This is a genomic window from Phaeobacter italicus (genome assembly GCF_019801785.1).
Classification (GTDB): Bacteria; Pseudomonadota; Alphaproteobacteria; order Rhodobacterales; family Rhodobacteraceae; genus Phaeobacter; species Phaeobacter italicus.
In genome coordinates this window covers 622,784-646,899 of the sequence record NZ_JAHVIJ010000002.1, presented here as the reverse complement: position 1 = coordinate 646,899, position 24,116 = coordinate 622,784, and the positions used below count along the sequence as shown (strand labels likewise).

General features: G+C 61.4%; 18 protein-coding genes. 7 read left to right on the top strand and 11 right to left on the bottom strand.

Going from position 1 to position 24,116, the window contains the following annotated elements:
* Position 1 precedes the first annotated feature (1 nt).
* The 5 genes from KUV39_RS07420 to KUV39_RS07400 form a co-directional block, all read right to left on the bottom strand.
* Entirely contained in the window at positions 2–1,093 is a 1,092-nt protein-coding gene (locus KUV39_RS07420; RefSeq protein WP_222459389.1) for an ABC transporter ATP-binding protein, read from the bottom strand.
* A 30-nt stretch (positions 1,094–1,123) separates the two neighbouring features.
* Positions 1,124–2,782: an alpha-amylase family glycosyl hydrolase gene (locus tag KUV39_RS07415; protein WP_168578126.1), complete on the bottom strand. Its 1,659-nt coding sequence runs from the start codon at positions 2,780–2,782 to the stop codon at positions 1,124–1,126.
* A gap of 64 nt (positions 2,783–2,846) precedes the next feature.
* Entirely contained in the window at positions 2,847–3,995 is a 1,149-nt protein-coding gene (locus KUV39_RS07410) for a carbohydrate ABC transporter permease (RefSeq protein WP_168578125.1), read from the bottom strand.
* 10 nt (positions 3,996–4,005) lie between these two features.
* The gene (locus tag KUV39_RS07405) at positions 4,006–5,013 is read right to left on the bottom strand and encodes a carbohydrate ABC transporter permease (RefSeq protein ID WP_222459388.1); all 1,008 of its coding nucleotides are present in this window, start codon (positions 5,011–5,013) and stop codon (positions 4,006–4,008) included.
* A 153-nt stretch (positions 5,014–5,166) separates the two neighbouring features.
* Entirely contained in the window at positions 5,167–6,519 is a 1,353-nt protein-coding gene (locus tag KUV39_RS07400; protein ID WP_222459387.1) for an ABC transporter substrate-binding protein, read from the bottom strand.
* 247 nt (positions 6,520–6,766) lie between these two features.
* Between KUV39_RS07400 and KUV39_RS07395 the strand changes: the two genes are divergently transcribed.
* From KUV39_RS07395 to KUV39_RS07385, 3 genes are all read left to right on the top strand, one after another.
* Positions 6,767–7,798 carry a LacI family DNA-binding transcriptional regulator gene (locus KUV39_RS07395; protein ID WP_222459386.1) on the top strand — a complete coding sequence of 344 codons (1,032 nt, stop codon included), beginning with the start codon at positions 6,767–6,769 and terminating at the stop codon, positions 7,796–7,798.
* Between the two features lie 25 nt (positions 7,799–7,823).
* Positions 7,824–9,161, top strand: coding sequence for a GH1 family beta-glucosidase (locus tag KUV39_RS07390; RefSeq protein ID WP_222459385.1), 1,338 nt, complete (start codon positions 7,824–7,826; stop codon positions 9,159–9,161).
* 343 nt (positions 9,162–9,504) lie between these two features.
* Positions 9,505–11,856, top strand: a complete 2,352-nt coding sequence (locus tag KUV39_RS07385) for a methyl-accepting chemotaxis protein (RefSeq protein ID WP_222459384.1) — start codon at positions 9,505–9,507, stop codon at positions 11,854–11,856.
* A gap of 38 nt (positions 11,857–11,894) precedes the next feature.
* On the opposite strand, the gene KUV39_RS07380 is transcribed toward KUV39_RS07385, so the two are convergent.
* The 4 genes from KUV39_RS07380 to KUV39_RS07365 form a co-directional block, all read right to left on the bottom strand.
* Positions 11,895–15,215, bottom strand: coding sequence for a TM0106 family RecB-like putative nuclease (locus tag KUV39_RS07380; protein ID WP_222459383.1), 3,321 nt, complete (start codon positions 15,213–15,215; stop codon positions 11,895–11,897).
* Positions 15,216–15,324: 109 nt separating this feature from the next.
* Entirely contained in the window at positions 15,325–16,626 is a 1,302-nt protein-coding gene (locus tag KUV39_RS07375; protein ID WP_222459382.1) for a multicopper oxidase family protein, read from the bottom strand.
* A 36-nt stretch (positions 16,627–16,662) separates the two neighbouring features.
* Positions 16,663–17,523, bottom strand: coding sequence for a copper resistance D family protein (locus tag KUV39_RS07370; RefSeq protein WP_222459381.1), 861 nt, complete (start codon positions 17,521–17,523; stop codon positions 16,663–16,665).
* A gap of 1 nt (position 17,524) precedes the next feature.
* The gene (locus KUV39_RS07365) at positions 17,525–17,866 is read right to left on the bottom strand and encodes a copper resistance CopC family protein (protein WP_222459380.1); all 342 of its coding nucleotides are present in this window, start codon (positions 17,864–17,866) and stop codon (positions 17,525–17,527) included.
* Between the two features lie 311 nt (positions 17,867–18,177).
* Here KUV39_RS07365 and KUV39_RS07360 point away from each other — a divergent pair, with 311 nt between their 5' ends.
* The 3 genes from KUV39_RS07360 (at position 18,178) to KUV39_RS07350 (ending at position 20,075) form a co-directional block, all read left to right on the top strand.
* Positions 18,178–18,558, top strand: coding sequence for a carboxymuconolactone decarboxylase family protein (locus KUV39_RS07360; protein ID WP_008562383.1), 381 nt, complete (start codon positions 18,178–18,180; stop codon positions 18,556–18,558).
* A gap of 194 nt (positions 18,559–18,752) precedes the next feature.
* Entirely contained in the window at positions 18,753–19,574 is an 822-nt protein-coding gene (locus KUV39_RS07355; RefSeq protein ID WP_222459379.1) for an RNA polymerase sigma factor, read from the top strand.
* Between the two features lie 24 nt (positions 19,575–19,598).
* Complete coding sequence (locus tag KUV39_RS07350) at positions 19,599–20,075, top strand: YybH family protein (protein ID WP_222459378.1); 477 nt, start codon at positions 19,599–19,601, stop codon at positions 20,073–20,075.
* Between the two features lie 18 nt (positions 20,076–20,093).
* On the opposite strand, the gene KUV39_RS07345 is transcribed toward KUV39_RS07350, so the two are convergent.
* Both KUV39_RS07345 and KUV39_RS07340 read right to left on the bottom strand, forming a co-directional pair.
* Positions 20,094–21,743: an FAD/NAD(P)-binding protein gene (locus KUV39_RS07345; RefSeq protein WP_222459377.1), complete on the bottom strand. Its 1,650-nt coding sequence runs from the start codon at positions 21,741–21,743 to the stop codon at positions 20,094–20,096.
* A gap of 81 nt (positions 21,744–21,824) precedes the next feature.
* Positions 21,825–23,006: a phytanoyl-CoA dioxygenase family protein gene (locus KUV39_RS07340; protein ID WP_222459376.1), complete on the bottom strand. Its 1,182-nt coding sequence runs from the start codon at positions 23,004–23,006 to the stop codon at positions 21,825–21,827.
* Between the two features lie 77 nt (positions 23,007–23,083).
* Between KUV39_RS07340 and KUV39_RS07335 the strand changes: the two genes are divergently transcribed.
* A complete protein-coding gene (locus KUV39_RS07335; RefSeq protein WP_222459375.1) occupies positions 23,084–24,103 on the top strand; it encodes a LacI family DNA-binding transcriptional regulator in 1,020 nt (339 codons plus the stop codon).
* The last annotated feature ends 13 nt before the right edge of the window (positions 24,104–24,116 follow it).

Genomic DNA, 24,116 nt, shown 5'->3' with positions numbered 1-24,116 from the left:
CTTAGCGATAAAGCAGCGACTGGCCGTTGTGAAAGAGATGCAGCTTGGCCGGATCGGCGTAGAGCCGCACAGAGGTGCCGCGCAGCCCCTTGTGAATGCCAGGCAGCTTCGCGATCAGCGGATCCTTTCCCTCGCCCGCCGCGATGTAAAGCACGGTGACTTCGCCCAGGGCCTCCACGATATCAACGCGGCTGTCGATCAGTGCGCCACCGCTGCCCTCTTCCACCAGATCCTCGGGCCGCACCCCGACATTCACGGCAAGCCCCTGATCGGCGTCGGTGGTCGGGATCTCTGCCACGACCTCTTCGCCACTGCTGAGCCGAACGGTGGTGTGTTGACCGGTGGCGATCACCGTGCCGGAAATGAGGTTCATGGCCGGAGAGCCGATGAACTGGGCGACAAATTCGTTTTCCGGTCTCTCGTAGAGCTCAAGTGGCGTGCCGACCTGCGCGATACCCTTGTTGGCGAGAACCACAATCCGGCTGGCCAGCGTCATCGCCTCCACCTGATCGTGGGTCACATAGATCATGGTGCTGTCCGGCATTGCCTCTTTCAGCTGGGCAATTTCGATCCGGGTAGCGACCCGCAGGGCCGCGTCCAGATTGGAGAGCGGCTCATCAAAAAGATAGACCTTGGGATCGCGCACGATGGACCGGCCGATGGCAACCCGCTGGCGCTGCCCACCCGACAGCGCCTTGGGCAGGCGATCCAGATAGGGTTCCAGCTGCAGGATCTTGGCCGCACGGTCGATGGCGGCGTCGATCTCGTCCTTGCTTTTCTTCGCAATCTTCAGCGCAAAGGCCATGTTGTCGCGCACCGTCATATGCGGATAAAGCGCGTAGGACTGGAACACCATCGCAATGCCCCGTTGGGCGGGCGGGATGTCATTCATCACCGCATCATCGATTTCCAGCGTGCCACCGCTGATCCGTTCCAGCCCCGCGATCATCCGCAACAAGGTGGATTTGCCGCAGCCAGAGGGGCCGACAAAAACAATCAGCTCCCCCTGTTTGATATCGAGGTTGATATCCTTCAGGACTTCGACGCCGCCCCCGTAGGTTTTGGCCACATTGGTCAATTTCAGGTTTGCCATCTACTGGTCCCTCCCCTGCTCGTGTTTCTGTCAGCCCCGCACCGCAAGGCAGGCCTGCCAAGGTGCCAGAACAACCCGCGCGCCGCCCGTCGGCAGATCGGCGAGGGCGATGTCGGTGTTGGGCTTTTGCCAGGTGCCTTCCGGCAGGGTGATCTCTGCCTCGGTATCCCCCAGATTGAAGGCGCAAAAGATCACCTCGTCGCGGTCCTGACGGGTAAAGAAGGCGACATTGCCCTCTGCCCGCAGCTGATCATGGGTGCCTACCGCCAATGCCGGATGTGCCTTGCGCAGCGCGATAGCGCGGCGATAGTGGTGCAGCATCGCCTCTGGATCGGCCTCCTGGCTGGCCACGCTCAGAGTCAGATGTTCGGGCGAGACCGGCAGCCACGGCTTGCCCTCAGTAAACCCGCCGGTGCTGTTTGATGGCTCCCAGACCATCGGTGTGCGGCAACCGTCCCGCCCCTTGAATTCGGGCCAGAACTCAATGCCATAGGGATCCTGAAGGTCTTCAAAGGCGATGTCCGCCTCGGGCAGGCCCAGTTCCTCGCCCTGATAGATGCAGGTGGTGCCGCGCAGGCACATCATCATGGTGGTGAACAGACGTTGTGCCGCCGGGTTGAGCCCCCAGCGGCTGCTGTGGCGGATCACATCGTGGTTGGAAAACGCCCAGCAGGCCCAGCCATTGGCGGCAACGCGGTCCACCTCTGCAAAGACTTCGGCCAGACGGGAGGCGGTCAGCACATCCTTGGCCAGAAGCTCAAAGGCGTAGCACATGTGAACGCCGCTGTTGCCTGCCGTGTAGCTGCCCATGATCTCAAGACCACGCTGCGCATCGCCCACTTCGCCCACGGCGGCCTTGGCGGGGTATTCATCCAGAAGCGCGCGGAACCGGCCCAAAAACGCCAGGTTTTCCGGTTGGTTCTTGGAATAGAGATGTTCCTGATGATTATAGGGGTTCACCGAGGGCGCGATGGTGGCGTTGCGCTGTTCCGGCGGCAGGGCCGGATTGGAGCGCAGCTCTGCATCGTGGAAATAGAAGTTGATGGTATCCAGACGGAAGCCATCGACGCCACGCTCCAGCCAGAAGCGGGTCACATCCAGCAGCGCGTCCTGCACCGCAGGGCAGTGAAAATTCAGATCCGGCTGCGAAACCAGGAAGTTGTGCAGATAGTACTGCTCGCGCCGGGGATCCCATTGCCAGGCAGAGCCACCAAAGATCGACAGCCAGTTGTTCGGCGGCGTGCCATCGGGTTGCGGATCGGCCCAGACGTACCAATCGGCGCGGGGATTGTCGCGGCTCTGACGGCTTTCGCCAAACCATGCGTGCTGGTCAGAGGTATGCGACAGCACCAGGTCGATCATCACCCGAAGCCCCAAACCATGGGCGGTTGCGACCAGCTGGTCAAAGTCGGACAGGCTGCCAAACATCGGATCGACGTCGCAGTAATCCGAGACGTCATAGCCGAAATCCTTCATCGGGGAGGTGAAGAAGGGAGAGATCCAGATCGCGTCCACGCCAAGCGAGGCGATATGCGGCAGGCGCTGGGTGATCCCTTTCAGATCACCGATGCCGTCGCCGTTGCTGTCCTGATAGCTGCGCGGGTAGATCTGGTAGATCACCGCACCGCGCCACCAATCGGGGTCAGCGGCGAGAACCTGGGCCGGGTCGAGTTGAGCTTGAGCGTTCATGTCAGCTGTTTCCATAGTCTTAGAGTAAGGGGCAGTGCCGGTCTCATCCGGCCTGCGGATCAGGTCACTTGACCGAGCCTGCAAGGAGGCCACGGACGAGGTATTTCTGCATGGCAAAGAAGACGGCGAGCGGCACCGCGATCGAGACAAAGGCAGAGGTTGCAAGGATCTCCCAATTGCCGCCACGGGTGCCGAGCAGTTCAACAATCTGCTTGGTCATCACCGTGGTTTCACCGGTTGCATCGATCAGGAACACCATCGCCACCAGAAGATCGTTCCAGGTCCACAGGAACTGAAAGATCGCGAATGAGGCCAGCGCAGGGAAGGACAGCGGCAGGATGATGCGGACAAAGATCATGAAATCCGTCGCGCCATCCACGCGGGCGTTTTCAATGATGTCGCGCGGAATGCCGACCATGTAGTTGCGCAAGAGGTAAATCGCGAGCGGCAGGCCAAAGCCCGTGTGTGCCATCCAGACCCCGATGTAACCTTTGCCGATGCCGATCTCATTGTGGAACTTCAACAGCGGGATCAGCGCCAGTTGCAGGGGCACGACCAACAGGCCAACAATCGCGGCCACCAGCAGGGCACGGCCCGGAAATTCCATCCACGCCAGCGCATAGGCGGCAAAGGCCGCGACGAGGATCGGGATAATGGTCGCCGGGATGGTGACGGTCAGCGTGTTGAAAAACGCCTTTGCCATATTGTCCGTTGCGTTGCCGGAGATCAGCACGGTTTCATAGTTCTCCAGCGTGAATTCTGGCGGGACGGTTGCGGTGACAAAGACGCGGGGGCCGCGCTTGCCACCGATCTCTTCCGCGCTTTCAAGCCGGTAGGCGCCATCTTCTGTCACCGTCAGGGTGCCACCGCGGCGCAGCTCGGCGGTTTCACCGGGCTGGTATGCGGCGGGTTCGCGTGCCGAGGTGCCCCAGGCTGAAATCTCGCTCTCGGTGCCGTCGGCAAACAGGCGCCCCTCAATCACGTAAAGATCGCCGTCCTGCACCTGTTCGCTGGGGGGATCGGTGCGCAGGGTCAGGTTCTGTTCGCTCGGGAACATCGCGCGCCACCAGCCGCTGGTCGCAATCTGGTCGGCGGTGCGGAAGGACGACACTAACAGGCCCAGCGTCGGGAACAGCCACAGCCCCACCAGCAGAACAACAGACAGGCGCAAGGCCCAGATCAGCGCAGGTTTTTCTCCGGCAATAACAGTCATCGCGGTCTCCTCAGCGCATCTCGCGGCGGGCGTTGTAAACGTTCCAGACAAGGATCGGCAGAACCAGCAACATGATGATCATGGCGCTTGCAGATCCCACGCCCCAGTCGTTGGCGCGGAACAGTTTGTCGTACATGTAGTTGGCCAGAACCTGCGTCTCCCATTGGCCGTTGGTCATGGCAAAGACGATGTCAAAAACCTTGAGCACGACGATGGTGATGGTGGTCCAGACCACAACGATGGTGTCCATGATCTGCGGCACCTTGATCTTGAAGAAGATCTGAAATGGCCCGGCCCCGTCCACGATGGCCGCTTCCACGGTTTCTTCGGGAATGCCGCGCAGGGCAGCCGACAGGATCACCATGGCAAAACCGGTCTGGATCCAGATCAGCACCATCATCAGAAAGAAGTTGTTCCAGAACGGGATCGTCAGCCACTGCATCGGCGCGTCGCCGCCAAAGTAGATGTAGATCGCGTTCAAGACGCCGATCTGATCGGTGCCCTCGGGGCGGGCGTCATAGACCAGTTTCCAGATCACCGCAGCGCCGACAAAGGAAATCGCCATCGGCATGAAGATCAGCGATTTCGCGATATTGCCCCAGGCCAGCCGGTCGGTCAGCTGCGCGGCCAGCAGGCCAAAGGCGGTCGAGGCCGCAGGCACGACAAGAAGCCACAGGAAATTATTCTGGAGCGCCTCCCAGAATTTTGCCTCTGCCAGCATCTGCTGATAGTTGGCAAGGCCGACGAACTCGGACCCACCGCCCGGTACACGTTCCGTGACCGACAGGCGCAGGGTTTCGACCACCGGATAGGCCAGATAAAGCCCCAGCGCGAGCAGTGCGGGCAAGAGGAACAGCCAGGGCCGGATCATGTTGGCCCGGCGGATATTGCGGGCGATATGGGTGCCCCGCGCCGGAAAGATCACCCGATCCAACACCAGATTGGAAAAGTAGAAATAGCCGACACACCCTCCGACGCCAAAGGCGATTGTGAGCAGGCCCTGAATGGCTGGATGCATGGGAAGAGTTCCTTCGCGCTAGGGCGTGGACGACGGGCCGCCCCCGGCCTGACATGTGGTGTGACCTGCAAGGCCTGTGATCGGCGCGGGGTCTGGACGGCAAAAACAGGGGGAATGCAGGCCGACCCATAGGGGCCGACCCGCAGTGGTGCCTTACTTCAGCGCATCCCAGGACGACTGGATCTCTGCTGCGACCTCTTCCGCCGGGGTGCCGCCGGCATAGCCGACCATACCGGTCCAGAAGGAGCCCGCACCAACACCACCCGGCATCAGGTCAGATGCGTCAAAGCGGAAGGTATCGGCAGAGAGCAGGATCTCGCCCATCTTCTTGAGCGTGTCGGTCGCGTAGATGTCGGTGTTCACACCCTTATGCGGTGTCAGGAAGCCCTGCTGCGCCATCCAGACCTCGTGCCCGATCGGGGATTTCAGGAATTCCATCAGCGCACGGGCGCCCTTGCTGTCGTTGGTGATCGACCACAGGGTGCCTGCCCCCAGAACCGGGCTGCCCAGGTCCTTTTCTGCATAGGCGGGGAAATAGAAGAAGTCGGCATCCAGACCCACTTCGGTCCCTTCCGGGAAGAACGCCGGGATGAACGACGCCTGACGATGCATCAGACACTGCGGCGGGCTGGCAAACAGACCTTTGGGGCTGTCGCGGAAATCGGTGGAGGCCACGGCGCCAGCCCCACCCGAGACGTAATCATCATTGCGGGCAAAATAGCCGAATTCCTCGATTGCATTCACAACGCGCGGATCGGTGAAGGGGATTTCATTGCTGACCCATTGATCATAAACGCCAGGATCCTGGGTGCGCAGCATCATGTCCTCAACCCAGTCGGTCGCAGGCCAGCCCGTTGCCCCGCCAGAGCCCAGACCGATACACCAAGGCGTGTTGCCATCGGCGACCATCTGATCGGTCAGCGTCTTCAGCTCTTCCATCGACTGCGGGATGTCATAACCGAAATCTTCAAATGTTTCAGGCACGTACCAGACAAGGGATTTCACATCGACCTTGTAGAACAGCCCAAAGACATCATCATTGCCATCCGGCCCCTTGAAGGTGCTGAGATCAACCCAGGAATCCCCGGCGGCATAGTTTTCACGCACCCAATCGGCGGTCTCGCTGCCCAGAGGCGCGATGAACCCGCGCGCGGCCATGTCCGACACCAGACCCGGCTGCGGGAAAACAGCGACATTGGGCGCAGAGCCGGCTTCGGCATCCACAACGATCTGCTGCTCGAAACTGTCAGAGCCGGTGTAACGCACATCCGCGCCAGTGGCGGCCGCGAAATAGGCCAGCACTTTTTCGACCACTTCCTGATCCGGGCCAAGCCAGGGACCAAAGACAGTGACCTGCTCACCGGAAAGATCGGTGGCCTTCAGCGCCTCAAAGCTCTCCCAGTTGAAGTCCCCCTCGCCGACCGGAAAGGCCAGATCACCCTCTGCCTGCGCAAGACCAGCCGACAACGCCAGAACGCCAGCTGCCGCCAAAAGACTGCGTTTCATGTTATTTCCTCCCGATGTTCAATGCGCCCTCCGCTCTCGGCGGTTTCAAAGTTTTCAAAGCGCTTTGGATGCCAGCAAAATCCCGGATTCGGGCTGAGCTGTCAACAATTTCCCGTCAGAGCACCAAACAACCATAAAAAACACAGGGCTTGCCAGCCTGTCCCCTGCCCTGTCATAACTGCGCAGGTAGCGCGCAGCCCTTGCCGTCGCAGCCAAAAGAATCGAAGCGCTTTGGAGTTTTCCATCAATGAACCTGAAGGAACTGGCCGCATATCTGAACCTGTCGCAAACGACAGTGAGCCGCGCGCTCAACGGCTTTCCCGAGGTGAGCGAGGCAACCCGCAAGCGCGTTGCAGCCGCCGCAGAGCAGCACAACTACCGCCCCAACACCCGCGCCAAGGCACTGGCCACAGGGCGCGCGATGGCCATCGGTCACGTGATCCCGCTGTCGTCCCAACACGAGATGGTGAACCCGATTTTCGGCGACTTTATCGCAGGTGCCGGCGAAAGCTACGCCGCTGCCGGCTATGACATGGTGCTGTCGCTGGTTGAGGACAGCAAACAAGAGAAGGCCTATCGCGAAATGGCCTCCAAGCGGAATGTTGACGGCATCGTCCTGCATGCCCCCCGCATGTCAGACCCCCGGATCGGGCTGTTGCGAGAGATTGGCCTGCCCTTTGCAGTGCATGGCCGCGCCTCGGACGTTGTGGGCGATTACTGCTGGCTGGACGTGAACAACAAAAGCGCCTTTGAACGGGCAACCCGGTTCCTGATTGATCTGGGCCATCGCCGCATTTGCCTGGTCAACGGTCTGGAGAGCATGGATTTTGCCTGGCGTCGGCGGGCGGGCTATGCCTATGCGCTGCAGGCGGCCGGACTGCCGCTGGACCCCGCTCTCATGTTCGCCGAGGAAATGACGGAGAGCTATGGCTACCGCACCGTTGTTGCCACGCAAGCGATGGAGGATCCGCCCACCGCCTATCTGGTCTCCTCGATCATCCCGGCGATGGGTGTGCGCCGCGCAATCGAGGATTCAGGGCGCCAGATGGGCCGCGATATATCGGTGATCACCCATGACGATGACCTTTCATACCTGCGCAACGGCGATGAGGTGCCCCAATTCACCGCCACCGTCTCCTCCGTGCAGGAGGCAGGCCGCCAACTGGCCAATCTGCTGTTGGATCAGATCCGCAACCTCGGCAAGCCCCTGCCCACGCGGCTGCTGGAGGCGCAGTTGACCGTTGGCCGCTCTACCGGGCCTGCCCCGTCTCTGCGCTGATACCGCCCTACAGGAGCCCCATCCAATGTTCCGAAATTCTCGCTCTGATTTTCCCAAAGGATTTCTGTTTGGCACCGCGACCTCGGCCTATCAGATCGAAGGCCACGGGTTCGGCGGCGCGGGGCTGACCCATTGGGACAGTTTCGCCGCGACCCCGGGCAATGTTGTGCGCGCAGAACACGGCCAGCGGGCCTGCGACCACTACCACCGCTACGGCGAGGATCTGGATCTGGCGGCAAACGCAGGGTTTGACTGCTACCGCTTTTCCACCAGCTGGGCGCGGGTCCTGCCAGAGGGGCGCGGCACACCGAACCCTGAGGGGCTGGATTTCTACGACCGGCTAACAGACGCAATGCTGGAACGCGGGCTAAAACCCTGCGTGACGCTCTATCATTGGGAACTGCCGCAGGCGCTGGCGGATATGGGCGGCTGGCGCAATGGCGATATCGCCAAGTGGTTTGGCGATTACACGCATGTCATCATGAGCCGGATTGGCGACCGGATGTATTCCGCCGCCCCCATCAACGAACCCTGGTGTGTGGGCTGGCTGTCCCATTTCCTTGGCCATCACGCGCCCGGCCTGCGCGACATCCGTGCCACCGCACGGGCCATGCATCACGTGATGGTGGCGCATGGCACTGCCATTCAGGTGATGCGCGGTCTCGGCATGGACAACCTCGGCGGCGTGTTCAATCTGGAATGGGCGACGCCTGCTGATGACAGTGACGCCGCGAAATTGGCGGCTGAGCGTTATGATGCCATCTATAACGGGTTCTTTCTGGGGGGCGCGTTTCAGGGCCGCTATCCGGACCTTGCCCTGGAAGGGCTGGAACCGCATCTACCCCAGGGGTGGCAGGATGATTTCGCCACCATCACCGCCCCCGTCGACTGGTGCGGGATCAACTATTACACCCGCAAGCTGATTGCCCCGGATGCTGGCCCCTGGCCACAATACGCGGAGATTGATGGCCCTCTGCCCAAAACCCAGATGGATTGGGAGATCTACCCGCAGGGGCTCTATGATTTTCTCATCCGCACGGCACGGGACTATACCGGGGATCTGCCGCTCATTGTGACCGAAAACGGGATGGCAAATGCCGATGTTGTGGCTGCTGGCGGTGGCGTCGACGATCCAGCACGCATTGCCTTTGTGGACGCCCATCTGGAGGCCGTGCGCCGCGCCATCGCCGATGGCGCCCCGGTTCAGGGCTACTTTCTATGGTCGCTTTTGGACAATTATGAATGGGCGCTGGGTTATGAAAAACGGTTTGGTCTGATCCATGTTGATTTCGACACATTGGCGCGCACGCCCAAGGCATCGTACCACGCGCTAAAGACCGCCATTGGACCCGAACAAGGCTAGAAACTTTGGCGTAAATTGCCGCAAGGGAAGGCTGGAGATCCCCAGACAACTCATCTACTGGGCGAAATATGCGCCACCCGGAAATCCGTTCTCTCGCCAGAGGGATCTTTCGGGTCGCGCACATGCAAACAGATAACATCCTGTTTTTCAAACATTGCGAGCGCACGCGCTGCAGCCGATGCTCAACATTGTCGTGTATCTCCACAGGAAATGAATTGCAAAAGTTGCATTTTACGGACATTTCTTCAAAGACGTTAAGCTTCTCTCATCTTTTTTGATCTACCTTGAGTTGATTGCGCCAATCCGGTGCTCCTCAACCACATGATCTCTACCGGAGAGAAAGATGACGCTGTTTCGGGACATGAAACTCGCCAAGAAACTGCCCTTGGCGATTACCTTACCTATTGTTCTGTTTGTATCCATTGCCGGGCTCACACTTGTCTGGCAATTCACGAATATTCTCAATCAACGCAACGAGGCGGTGTATTCCACCCTCGCGCGCGAACGGGCCACTGCACTGGAACATTGGCTTGGCACGATCGAGGATGATCTGCGTGTGATGGCGGAAAACCGCGCCGTCCAGCAGGCAGTCAAGGAATTTTCAACCAGTTGGGTGGTCATGGGCGCCGCGGCCTCGGACGCGCTGCGCAAGCTCTATGTCGCTGACAATCCCAACCCTGCCGGGCAGAAGGACAAGCTGACCGACGCGGGCGATGGCTCCGGGTGGAGCGCGACCCACGCCAGCCACCACCCCGGCCTGCACAAATTCCAAGCCGTACATGGCTATTACGATCTGTTCCTCTTCGATACGCGCGGCAATCTGATCTATTCCGTATTCAAGGAAGACGATTTTGGCCGCAACTTTGTCGATGGCCCGCTTGCCAGCTCCGGCCTGGGCGATGCCTACCGCCGGGCGCGCGATCTGCAGGCTGATCAGATCTATATGACCGACATCGCCCCCTATGCGCCAAGCGGTGGCGCACCTGCGGTTTTCGTTGCCAAACCGGTCTTTGAGGGCAGCCGCCAGCTTGGTGTGATTGCCCTTCAGGTGCCGTTCGACGAAATCAGCGCCATCCTGTCGGATTCCGCGCTGCTGGGGGAAACCGGGCGGGTGTTCCTGACCGGAGCAGACGGCCAGGTTCTGTCGCAATCGGCAACCGGAACCAGCACATTGACCCAGGCGGAAGACAAGGAAGCCTCTGGCAAGATGACATCCCAGATTGAGGCTGCGCTGCAAGGTAGGGCAGAGTATTTCACAGACACCACAGGGCTTAACGGCGCGCCAGTTGTGGCTGCAACCAGTGCCGTCGACACCAGCCGCGGTGATCGCTGGGGCCTCGTTCTGGAAATCGACGCCGCAGAGGCGCTGGCCGCCAATCAATACCTGCGCGTGGTTGCCACCGTCGGGCTGATCCTGACCACGCTTGCGCTGGCAGTGACCGCTGCAATGGTGGGGCGCTGGATCGCCGGACGGTTCATCCGCCTGGCGGCCGACACCCGTGAAATCGCCGAAGAAAATTATGACGTCGAGATCCACGGCACCGACAGCAAGGACGAAATCGGCCTGACGGCGCAAACCCTTGAAGATCTCAAGCAACGCCTGCAAGCCGGAGCGGCCGCACAGGCCCGAGAGGCCGCCACGCAAAAGGCAAATGCCCAGGTTGTCGAACTGCTCAGCAACGCGCTGATGGGGCTGGCTCAGGGTGATTTCCGCAACAAGGTCACACAGCTTTTCCCCGAAGAGCACGCGGAGTTGCGCAACGCAATCAACGACGCAATGGCTGATCTCAACCGGGTGATCTCGCAGGTCTCGGGTGCGGGCAGCAGCATCCGTCAGGGCAGCAACGAAATCAGCAGCGCCGCAGAGGATCTGTCCAGCCGGACCGAAAGCCAGGCCGCCACGCTGGAAGAAACCGCCGCCGCTCTGGAAGAGATCACCACCAGTGTTCGCTCGGCCTCTGCCAATGTGCGTGCTGCCGAAGCCGCCGCCAACGAAGCCAAGAGTGACGCTGAAAAAAGCGGAGAGGTTGTGGGGGAGACGATCAAGGCCATGACCGCGATCGAAGACAGCTCCAAGCATATCGCGCAGATTATCAGCGTGATCGACGACATCGCCTTTCAGACCAATCTGCTCGCCCTGAACGCAGGGGTCGAAGCCGCGCGCGCAGGCGAAGCGGGCAAGGGGTTTGCGGTGGTGGCAAGCGAGGTGCGCGCGCTTGCGCAACGCGCCTCTGACGCCGCGCTTGAGATCAAGGGCCTGATCGAAAAAAGCAGCCATCATGTGGATCGCGGCGTTGATCTGGTGGGGCGCACAGGAAGCGCGCTGGAAAACATCGTGGCACAGGTTGCCAATATCTCCGGCCTGGTGTCCGAGATCGCCCAGTCAGCCGAGGAACAGGCGACTGCCCTTGGCGAGATCAACACTGGTGTGTCCCAGCTGGACAAGGTGACCCAGGACAATGCGGCCATGGTCGAAGAAACCACCGCCGCCAGCCACCTGCTGCGCAGTGACGCCCAGCGCATGGCGGAACTGATGAGCACCTTCAAGACCGATCCGGTGCCGGGTGCGACACAGGCTGCCACCGCCGATGCCACGCCCCGGCCCGCAGGGGCGCCGGCCCAACCGGTGCTGATCCACGCAAGCCCTGCCGAGGCAGAGCCGATGCGCGCCAACGACAAGTGGCAAGATTTCTGATGGATGACATGCCTGCCCCCTTCGCGGGGCAGGCGTTTTCAGCTGGGCGCATTATCCGCGCCTGCGCCCTGTTCTGCCAGCGCACACAGCAGATTGACCCGCGCCATGTCTTCGACCGTGTGGCATTCCGCTTCCAGCAGGCGGGGTGATGCAAAAACCAGCGCCAGCGCCTTGGCCCGCGAGAGCGCCACGTTTAGCCGGTTCGCCGACAACAGAAATTCCATCCCGCGCGGCATTTCCTCACCGGAGGAAGACGTCATGGAGACAAGGCAAACCGCTGCTTCCTGGCCTTGAAACTTGTCGACAGTCCCCACCCGCACGCCGTCTGGCACCGCCTGGCGGAGCGCATTGACCTGCAGGTTATACGGCGCAACCACGATGATATCCGCAGCCGTCAGGGGGCGGGTGTCCCCCTCCTTGCTGGTCCAATGCGCACCGATCAGGCGGTCAATCGTCGCGCAGATGGCATGGACTTCCGCCTCGGCCATTTGACTGTTGCCCTGATGCGGGCAGGCCACCAGATGTGCACCTGCGGGCGGCAGACCTGCGGCGTCAACAGCGAGGGTCGCACAAGGGCCAAAGCTGCGCAGCCGCCCGTCATAGATATAGCGCGACAGGAAACCACAAATGTCCGGGTGCATCCGGCGCGACACATCCAGAAACACGCCTGCGTCCGGCGGGATGGTTGGCGCGCCATTCAACAGATACTCCAACCCCGACAAATCCAGCGGAGCCGGATGCGACCCCTGAATGACCTGCGGCAGTTGCTGGGGATCGCCCACCAGCACCAGATTGCGTGCAGCCGTCGCAATGGCCACAAGGTTGGCCAGCCCGACCTGCCCCGCCTCATCCACAAAGATATAATCAAACCGCTGACGGTTCGCCTCGCGGGCGAAAAAGAACACGGTGCCCCCGACCAGATGCAGCCCCTCCTCGGCCCGCCCATTGTCAGTGACGCGCTCGATCGGGCAGTCATCGGGATAGATGTCGTCCGACAGCTTGTGGAGGATCTCGATATCGGGATCCTCAGGCGCGAGCGCCTCCAGCACACCAAGAAGCACGTTTTTGACCGCTTCGTGGCTGTTGGAAGCGACACCGATCCGCTTGCCCTCTCGCAACAGCGCGAGAATGGCCCGCGCCGTCACATAGGTCTTTCCAGTCCCGGGAGGCCCCTGCACCGGCAGGACCGAACCATCAAGATCCCGCACAGCCGCAATGGTGCCCGCCACGGCATCAAGACCCGCCAGAATGTCGCCTTCACGGGGTCTGCGCAAACGCGGTGCACGGCGTGACAAGAGATCATCAACAGCCCCCATGCTGCGGGCACCGCATTGATCTTCGATTGCGGCCATGACGGCCGCCTGCAGCACCTTGGTGTCCAGCGGCCCCGTCGGATGCAGGGCCTGAAGCCCCTCCAGCGCGGCCAGCTTGCTGGGCCCGGCCCGCACCGTCACTTCGCGCGCGCGCCGATCAAGCCGGGTCACCGTCAGGCTGGCCGTCCCGCCATCCGGCAGAGGCGCTGTGACATTGGCACGTTTGGAGGCGCGGATTTTCGTGTCCTGCTCCGGAAACCGATAGGTCTGTTCCTGAGAGCGCTTGACCGCCACCCGATCGCCCACCGCAGACAGCCCTCCCAGCGCGTCCAGGCTGTCGATCAGCTCTTCTTCTTCCTTGGCGTAGCTTTCAAACAGCGCCCACCAGGCGGGCTTGGCTTCGCGCGCATAAAACCGCGCAAGATCCAGCAAGAGCTGGCGACGATCCGGATCCAGATCAGCGGCGGCGAGCCGCGCCTGCAACGCCTGATCTGCGGCATTCTCTTCGTCTTCCTGCGCGCGCTTGTCTTCGTCGATGCTGGGCCAGGGCTGATCCGGTCGGATCGACACCAGCCAGTCGCGCAATCGTTCGGTGCTCTCGCAATCGATGCGGTTGTAGTCTTCGATTTCATCCAGGATGGCCTGCGCGCCGGTTTCGCGCCAGCGCTCATAGGCGACGACAGAGCCGCCAGCCGTCGTCACATCACCTTCCCGGCTGATGCCGTAAAACACCTCAAGCGATTTGATCGAATAGTTGGGAACGGCCGCGATCACCCCGCCGCGCACCACCGCATAAAGATCGACAAACCGCCGCTCGCGCAGCAGCCGGTCGAGAAACGGCTCTCCAACACCATATTTGGTGGTCAACCGTTTGAGCGCGGTCACTTCATACGGCGCATAGTGATAGATCCGCGCAGTCGGATAGGTCTCCAGCCGGTCGCGCAGCCAATCGAACAGATCAATCAGCGCCTGTCTTTCGTCGTCGTGGTCATGCGCCCAAAAGGCCGTAAAGCGGTCGGTGTCGTGCCAGAGGCCATGCAGATATTCGAGCCCACCGTCAAAATGCGGATCCCCTTCGATATCATAGAACACATCACCCGGTTGCGGCTTGGGCAGCAGGTCGAACCCCCTGCCGGGTTGTGGCGGGCGCAGTTCATAGCTGGGGGCTGCTGATTTTCGGGCCTCTTGGTGACGCGCCTGAAGGCGCAACCGCTCAAAGCTCTGTTCTGACAGGCCGCGGGGGCGATCATCCGCGCCCAATGCCGCCAAAGCGGCCAAGGTCTCTGTTCCTGCAGCTTCCAGCTTCTGGACCTGCTGGCGGGTGATATTTGCAACATTGAACAGGCTGTCGCCGTCTTGCCACGCTTGGGTGCAATGGTCCTGCCACCGGCAGAGATCACAGGCGCCACAAGGGATCGGGCGGGTCTGTTGCGGGGTTTGCACAAAGTCCTGAAAGCGGCGTCGCATACGGCGCGCATAGGCTGCATACTGCGCCAGATCAAAACCCACCCGCACACCAGAGCCCAGTTCGACATGGGCACGCTCTGGCATCTGCCCCTGCACATCAGCCAGCAGGTCAGAGTAGAGCACAAGCTGCAACAGATGTTTGGGATCCGGGCGCTGACGCAGTTTGGTATCGACCACCTCGTAGGAATAGGCCCCCAGCGCAGAGGGTCGCTCCACCCGTTCCAGAAAATCGGCCCATCCCCCCCAGGCGGCAGCCGGACCGGTACCAGCAAGGGCGGCCTGATAGATCACGTCAGCCCCGGCCTGCATCGCCTCAAACGTGGCCACAGACGCAGCACTCAGCCCACCGTCGCGAGCGATTTCTGTGACGGTGCGACCATCCGCACGCAGCCTGTCGAGATAGCCCTGCTCATGCACCTCTCCCTGTGCCTGCAGAAGCGTGGCGTCTTCCCCCTGCGGCCGTGGAGCAGGCCCCTGCCCCAACACATGCGAACGGTCCAACGCAGTTGCGTGACTGCAGGCCGCAAACTGCATCAGGTCGGTTGCCGAGAATTGGAATGTGCCGTTTCGTTGCTGCACGGTGGCCCCTGTCTGTCTTCGGTGATGCAAAGCGTTTGATGCTGTCTTGCACCAAAGGCCGCGCCGTGGCCAGTCACCGAAAATGCGGGGCCTCCGCGAGATCTGTGTGTCAGGCGACCTCGACCCAGCTCATCATGCCGCTGGCCTGATGGCTGAGCATATGACAATGCAGCATCCATTTTCCGGGATTGTCGAATACACACAGGATATCGCGGCTCTCACCGGGGTTGACGAGCGTCGTGTCGCGGAAATCGCCGAGTGCCCCTGTCTCATCCAGCTCGTGAAAGTGATGGCCATGCAGGTGAATTCCATGCGGCCAGCGCGTGTCGTTCACCAGGCTGATGCGCGCGGTCTCGCCTCGGCTGAAACGGGCAAAGGGCGCCTCTTGCATGCCGGACATATCGTTAAAGGCCCAGATATCCTCGCCCCCATGCCCCCGGCCCATCGCACCGCCCTGCATGGTCAGCGTCAGATGCTGGGCCGCAGTCTTTGCTGCAGGCGGGATCCTGTTGGCAGGCAATGGGGAAATGGCCGCCGTGCGCGGAGTCACCGCCCCCTCTACCGCGATCGCCCCCAGCGGATAGGCTCCGGCGCGGTGATCCATTTCCAGCGACACAGGTCCGGTCACATCCGCAATCACATCCACGCGCTGCGCAGGTGCCAGAACCGGCATACCCATCTCACGTGGCCGCGCCAAAGGCATGCCATCAAGCGCGACGACCTGGCCGGACAGCCCCTTCAGAATGACCGGGAAAATCCTGTCAACTGCTGCATTGATGAGCCGCAGCCGGATCCGCATCCCCTGTTTGAGCGTCACATCCGGCAGAAACGCACGAGCAAAGTTGCCCATCCGCCCGGCATGGGCGCGGTCATGCAGGTTGTCGAAATCATCAATCAGCTGCCCCTCTGGATCAAATTTCCAGTCACTCAGGATGGCGGTGATGTCACGGTCAACATCAGGGGGCGTTTCTTCCTCGATGACAAGCGCCCCCATAAGGCCCCGTGCCACTTGTTCCTGCGAAAGATAGTGCGAGTGATACCAATATGTTCCGGCATCCGGTGGGGTAAAGCTGTAGTCAAAGCTCTCGCCCGGCTCGACCAGCGGCTGGGTCATGCCCGGCACGCCGTCCATGCGGTTATCAAGCCGGATGCCATGCCAGTGCACCGCCGCCCCCATGTCCAGATCATTCTGCAGGCGGATGTCAAACTGCCGGCCCTGCTTGATGCGCAGCACTGGCCCGGGGGTGGAGCCGTTAAAGCCAAGAACCCGCGTCGCTCCGGCAAATTCGGTCGGCAGGATCTGCTGCTCAAACCCCATCGCGCGCAAGACCTGCGGTTCTGCCGTGGCCTGCCCGACCCGTGGCATTGCGACCAGCGCCGCGGAAGAGATCAGAAAACTGCGTCGGTCCATTGCTCACCTCATATCAGTCTTGTGGTTGTGTCAGCCTCACATCGGCATGGTCAGCGAGGTGGTCAGCAGCGCCGTAGCAAGAAGGATCAACAACACGGCGCCCCATTCCCACGCGATGCTGCGCGCCAGCTTGTCCCCCGCGGATGTATCGCCCCGCTCCAGCGCGGGAACAAACCGCAATTTGTTCAGGGCGGCCAGCCCCAGCAGGGCCGCAACCACAGCAAGCTTCACCATCAACATCCGGCCATAGCCCGTTCCGAAAAACGCGTTGAGCGAGCCGACAAGCGCATATGCCATCACGCCACCAGCCAAGATCATCGCGGGCACAGCAATCGACGCCAGACGCCCGAACCGCACCCCAAGATCTGCCGCAGTGCCGTGCGTGTCAGGGGTTCGCGCCAACCCGCGCAAGGGCATCAAGACCCCGATCCACAGCGCAGCCACCGCGAGGTGCAGGAACAACATCACCACCAGCAGCAGCCCGTCCTGGTCCGCCACGTGATCGGCCACATGGCCCGCCACCAAAAACGCGCCCAGCACCGCAGCGCTGCCGATCAGACAGAAGATAGCGCCGATCCTGGGCAGGAACAGACCAGCAAGGAGCAGCGCAGATCCCCCCAGCTGCCAGCGCAATGCGCTGCCGCTTTGGGTTGTCCACAGCAGGGACAGCATTTCGCCGTCAACCATGCCGCTCGCATCCCCCGTCAGCGCCACCCCCTTGAGAAGAAAGCCCATGACAGCCGCCGCCCCAGCAAGGAGGGTGAACCCAATGACATGCATCCGTGGAATGCGCAGGGAAAACACCATCGCACAGAGAACACTGCCCGCAGCCCCGAGCGCTCCGACATATAGCGCCCATTTGCTCAGCACCGTGGCCAGCGCCCAACCTCCCGCCATATCAGTCCACGCGGAAGGTAAAGCTGCCGCTTTGCGGATGGCCATCGTCGCCCAACCCGCGCCATTCGATCACGTAGTCGCCTGCGCCCATGCCTTCAAACGGCAGGGCATAGCTGCGCACAAATCCCGCTTCGGCGCTGAGATCGAGCTGCTTGGAATGGGCACCTGCGTGGGTTGATGTGATCCGCGTCAGGCGAATGTCCTTGCCGAACTGCAGCTCCAGAACCTGCGGAACCTCGGCCAGCACAGCCCCATCTGCCGGGGTTGTTGTGCGCAGCGGCGAATGCGCCAATGCCAGACCTGCCAATGCGGAAAATACCCCCGCCAATGCCAATGTTCTCACGGCCTTTGCCTCCTGTTCTATTGCACCGCTGCTGCGGCCTTCTTTGCATCCCTGTTACAGTTTCCAGCAGGGGGAAGGTCAAACGCTTTTCGACACACCCGCTGACCGGGCCACAGATCTGGTGGGCCTGGCGGGTAAATCCTACGCACAACGCGGGCCTTTGAAACAAAAATCTCCTTTCATGAGCAGCGGCAATCCGGGTTATGGTCCCCACCAGGAAGCAGAGGGAAAACCGGGCTCAGCCAACAGGCGCGCCCACACGCCCCTGCCACCTGAAACGACCCCTGGCCATCTGGCTGAAAGGACACCCAATGAGCACATTTGACGAAGACCTTTTTCTCAAGGGATTGGAACAACGCAAGGCCACCCTGGGCGCGGAATATGTTGAAAAGAACCTTGCCGCCGCAGATGATTTCACCCGCCCCTTTCAGGAGGCGATGACCGCCTGGTGCTGGGGGTTTGGTTGGGGTGACGATGTGATCGATGCCAAAACCCGCAGCATGATGAACCTGTCCATGATCGGGGCCCTTGGAAAAATGCACGAATGGGAGATCCACTGCCGCGGCGCGTTGACCAATGGCGTCACCCAGGACGAAATCCGGGCAATCATCCACGTGATTGGCATCTATTGCGGTGTCCCACAGGCCTTGGAATGTTTCCGGGTGGCGCGAAAAGTCCTGGAAGAGAGCTGATCTGCCCTGGCCCCGCCCCTCAGAAGCTGGGCGCAGGGCTGAATGGCTTGCCCACCCATTGACCGCTCATCGGGTGGCCTTGGCAGGGGGATTTTGCACGCACGTCCCCCGTGCCACATTTTTTCTGTCACACTTCGTGCCCGGCGCCTGTCCAATAGAATATCAGGATCACAAAAAAAGGAACAGGCGGACCCATGGATCGCATCCACACCTCCGACATCGTTCTCGCCAAGCGCGGAGACGCCAAAGCACTGGAAACCCTTGTTCGCGGTGTTCAGGGACAGGTTTACAGATTGGCCTTGCGCATGCTGGCCGACCCCACCGCAGCAGAGGACGCGACGCAGGAAATCCTCATCCGGCTGGTCACGAAATTGTCGACCTTCCGCGAAGAGAGCCGGTTTGAAACCTGGGCCTATCGGGTTGCCACCAACTATCTTCTGAGCGCGCGCAAACGCAACGCCAGTGATCCGTCTCTCACCTTTCAGGCCTTTGGCGAGGATTTGCTGGATGGTCTGGCAGACGAGCAGAGCGCAGCCCCCGAAGACCATATCCTGCTGAACGAACTGCGCCTGAGATGCACGATGGCCATGCTGCTGTGTCTGGATCTGCCCCATCGCGCGGCCTATGTGCTTGGCGATATTCTGGAGCTGGACCACAGCGAAGCGGCAGAGATCCTGGAGATTGCGCCAGCAAGCTATCGAAAACGCCTGTCGCGGGCACGTGCGCAGGTTCAGGCCTTTACCGCCCGCCATTGCGGTCTCGCCGCGCGCACGGCCCCCTGCTCTTGCCGCAAGCGCCTGCCCGCCGCCCTGAAGTTGCAACGCCTGCCCGAAGTGCCGTCAGCTGCCTTTGCAGAGGCCCCCGGGTTTGATGAGATCGCCCAGCAGGCTGCACGCACCGAGGCGGCATTGGTTGCGGTCAAACTGCAGCGCGCAACCGGACCGCTGGCCCCGCTCAAGGATTATGCCGCGCAGGTCCTGGCCCTCGTGAACCCCGGCACCCAAGCAACCCCCTAACCCCACCACAAACAGGAGAAGACGATGAAACACGCTTTTGCGTGGCTGACGGCGCTTGCCTTCACGCTGCCCCATATTTCAACCGCACAAGGAGAGACCATGACACAGGATGAACGCGCCGTCCTGGCGGTGATCGAAACGATGACACACAGCTTTCAGGCAGGCGATATCGCGACGGTCATGAACAGCTACGAACCCCAAGCCACCGTCGTGTTTGAACCTGCTGCTCCGGTGTCTGACGCGGATATGATTGCGCAGATGTTCAAGGGCATGGCGGCCCTGCAGCCAGAGTTCAGCTATCCTGCAGGCCATGAAGTGATCGTGAATGGCGACTTTGCCATCCACATTGCCCCTTGGGACATGATCGCGCGCACTCCGGAAGGCGCGCCGATCACGCAGTCCGGCCTGTCTGTGGCGGTTCTGCACCGCCAGCCGGGGGGAGACTGGAAAATGGTCATCGACAACCCCCACAGTGCCCGCCTTTTGGCGTCGCAGCACTGACAGGCGCGGGTTGGGCGATCAGCGCCCAGCCCGCAAATGGCCCAGCCGGTCGACCACACCCTCGGCCCAACGGTGAGAGGCCTCTCCGAAACAGTCATGAAGCGAGTCGGCGGCAACCACGCTGCCAAGGGCCAGCCGCCCTAAAAGACAAAGCCCGGCAACGGTCCCACCATCGCGGCCGACCACCTGCCCGTCTTTGCCGGTGTTTGCAGCCAATGCCTCTGCCAAGGGAGAGAGCCGCCCGCCATTGACCAGCCCGACCAGCACAGGCGCCCGCAGAACGGACAGGTCGGGTGAGGGCATGACCGCATCAATCATCACATCCACGGCTGTTCTGCCAGCCGACGTGGCCAGCTCCCACCCTGTATCCGTCAGGCTTACATCGGGATCCACAGCATGCCCAAGATCGACAATCCCAGCTTCGATCAGCGCGTCCAGTTCGCGACTGGACGAAACCGGCGGGCCATAGGAATAGCGTTTCAGTCCTTCGTCGAATGCAACGATGACCTCAGCCGTTTCAGGTGAGGTATCGGCAGGATTATAACCACTGCGCAGCGTGTCCTGCCATTTCCGCCAGACCTGCCCGATGGCGTAGCCAATCGTTGGCACCGCTGAGCCCTCGGCCATCGCGATGCCATGCATCAGCGCCTCATGCGGTGATGCCGTTTCCTGCGATCCGGGCTCCTGCCATTCTGCCGTGAGCCACGCGGACACATCAGCGGCCCCTGCCGGATTGCCCTGCTCCGACAGGATGCGGGCCACCACCGGCTCCAGCGCCCGGCTTAGGCGGGTCCGCGCGCCTGCCGGACTGCCGAAGGCGGCGTCAGCAATGGCATCGGCAAAGATCTGTGTCTCTGCCTCGCTCGGGTCAAAACGGGCATCGACCTCTTTGGTTTCGGGTTTGGGATAGGGGGGCAGCCCATCGAGAGAAAAAGGCAGGATGCGCGCCGGCTCCGCCCCGGAGGGCACATAGCGCCCATCGGCAAAACGCCCTCCCTGCTCCGTGGTGAGCACGCGCAGAACATCAAAGGCCGACAGAGCAAGCCCCCGGATCGCGACCTGCTGCCCCGCCCAGTTCGCCGCTTCCGCGCCAAGCCGTCGGGCCGGATAGGCCTGCGCCAACACCCCGGCCGATGTCAGAGCATGGCGCTGCCACTGGGCGAGCTGGTCGTCCGGCTCTACCTCCGGCTGGCCCAGAGACAGCAGCACCTCCTGATATGGGCCCTGCCAGGTGCTGCCAAGCCGCACCATCCAGCCCTCATCCCGCTGCTGCAGGTCTGTCACCGTCGCGGCGTTGTGGTGCAGGTCCAGCCGACCTGTCGCCCGCAGATCGTCAAGCCGCGCTTCAAGATAGCGGCCAAGATCCGCGCGGCTTGGAAAGACGTCCGGCCCGGGGCTGTCCTGCAACCACTCGGCAAAACTGCCGCAACGCGAAAACTCAGGCGGGCGAATGTCGATATCGCGCATGGGGATGTTCAGACGGCAGACTGCCAGCTCTCTCGGGTCGAAATTAGGCCCTGCTCCACAGGCGGGAAACGGGTCGAAGGTCTCGACCCGCAAGGGCGCAGCCCCGTCCCCCATCCGTGAGGCAAGCGCCTCCAGCGCGCCAAGGCTGCGTGGCCCCATCCCAATAACCGCTATGCGCGGCGCCTCATTTTCGTGCGTCATCTGTGCCCACCTCGTGCCTTTGCCACTTTAGGTATCGCTGGCATCGCAGCTGACAACCGCACAAGCCGTGGTTCCGGACGCCTATGCCTCCTTTGCGCGGCGCATATCCTTGAGCTGCGCATCAAACTCCTGCGGCGCAAGTCCCTCGTTCAGAGCACGTGCAAAGAATGCGGCCTGCGTTTCCGGGGCCAGCCCGTTGGTTGGCGGATCGCGGTCCAGATTGGTTGGAAAGGAATACCCCTCAGCGGTCGCCGCAATGCCAGCCGAGAGATCTGCAGCACTGATCGTGCCTGCCTTTTTGGCCCGCAGCGCCTGCGGGTAAACCAACCTGCACATCTTGTCGCGGTCAATGGTCTCCATCGCGCGTCCAAAGGCCGATGACACCTGCAACAGATTGACAAAGCGATGAATATCCGCGCTCGTGTTGGCCCCTGCGGCATGAAAAAGCGCCGGATTGAAGAACACCGCATCGCCCTTGGAAAGCGGCAGCTGCACGTGACGTTCTTCAAAAAGGGCTCGGAAATCTTCACGACGCCATGCGGCATAACCGGGTCGATAGGCCTGTGAAAACGGCAGCAACTTGGTCGGCCCGCTCTCCTGCGGCATGTCACAATGGGCAATGCCGCCCTGTAGCGTCAGGATCGGCGACACATCGTGTACATGGGCCGGATAAGATGCGCTCAGCTCAGCCGTCTGAAACCCAAGGTGATAGTCACGATGCGCCTGTTGCGCCGCACCACCCGGATGCACGAGATTGACCTGCGCCGTCATCTGATAGTTTGGGCCAAGCCATGCCTCGCAGACGGCCGCAATTGCGGCATTGGCGAAATAATCAAGGAACACATCAGGCGCTGCTTCGCAGAGCTTCTGAAGCGCGTTCCAGATCCGATCATTGGCGCCAGCCGCTGCAAAATGATCGCCGCCCCCGCCGGTGCCCGCCTTTTCCCGGGCGATGATATCCGCATAAATCGCAGTCGCACGATCCAGCACCTCGGTGTCGGCATAGGCCGATTTCAGCACCAAAACCCCGGCCCCATTGCGCAAGACCTGCGCCCATTCCGCCATCAGCGCCCTGCGGGTCGACACATCCTCAAGCGCGGCGCGCAGGGTGTTCATGTCATAGATCGGGATGTTCTTTTCCACCGCCATCGCATGTGGCACCGTCTCGCGCGGGGTTTCCTGATCTATGAGCGCCTTGAACTCCCCCAGATCACAGGTCTGCGGATCGTAGTAGGCAACAGATGTTTCCGTATGGTTGGTCATGTGGTCCTCCTCGTTTTGAAAGAACACTAAAGACGCAGCAGTTGAATTGCCGGCGAAAAGACATCAAAAACACATCAATGACCCATCGCTTTCCCATAAAGGAGATCGCCCGACAGGCCGGGCTGGGGACGGCCACCGTCGATCGGGTGCTGAACGCCCGCGCCCATGTCAGCCCCCAGACAGCGCTTCGGGTCAAGGCCGCGATCAAAGAGCTGGAAGCGCAGGAAGCCCAGCTTTCTGCGCGCGGCAGACGGTTGTTTTTCGACTTTGTGGTCGAGGCCCCGGCACGCTTCAGCCGGGAAGTGAAATCAGCCGCAGAGGCAATATTGCAAGACATTGGCCCGGCGGTCTGTCGCCCTCGATTTCTCTTGCAGGACGTCATGGAAGAAGACGAAGTTGTCGCCGCGCTTCGCCGGATCCAAAAACGGGGAAGCCAGGGCCTATGCCTGAAGGCCCGCGATACGGCCAAGATCCGAGAGGCGATCGCCCAAACCACCGCGGCAGGCATCCCGGTGGTCACGTTGGTTACAGACATCGGCCAAAGCGATCGTCTCGCTTATGTCGGGCTCGACAACTCCGGCGCCGGGCGCACCGCGGCCTATCTGATTGCCAGAGTGCTGACCGCCGGTTCCGGACAGGTACTTGCAACCCGGAGCCATCGTGATTTTCTGGGCGAAAAGGAACGCGCAGACGCCTTTGGTGAGACTTTGGCAAACCTGCGCCCCGACCTGCAGGTCATCTCGGTCCAGGGTGGCAGCGGTGTGGATTTCGCCACCTCCAAGGTCCTTTCGGATGTTGTTGACGGACTGGATGAGCTGCGCGCAGTATACTCAATGGGCGGCGGCAATCGCTCTATCCTGCGTACGCTGGAGGATCGTGGTTTGCGCGCAGAGGTTTTTGTCGCCCACGATCTGGACAAGGAAAACCGCGATCTGATTGATGCCCGACGCCTTGATTTCATTCTGCATCACGATCTGAAACTGGATCTGAAACACGCATTCAACGCGTTTTTGTCGTACCACCGGCTCATCAGCGAACAGGCCACGACGCCGATTTCAACTGTTCAGGTGCTCACCCCCGAGAACATCCCGCCTTGAAACAGCACCAGCC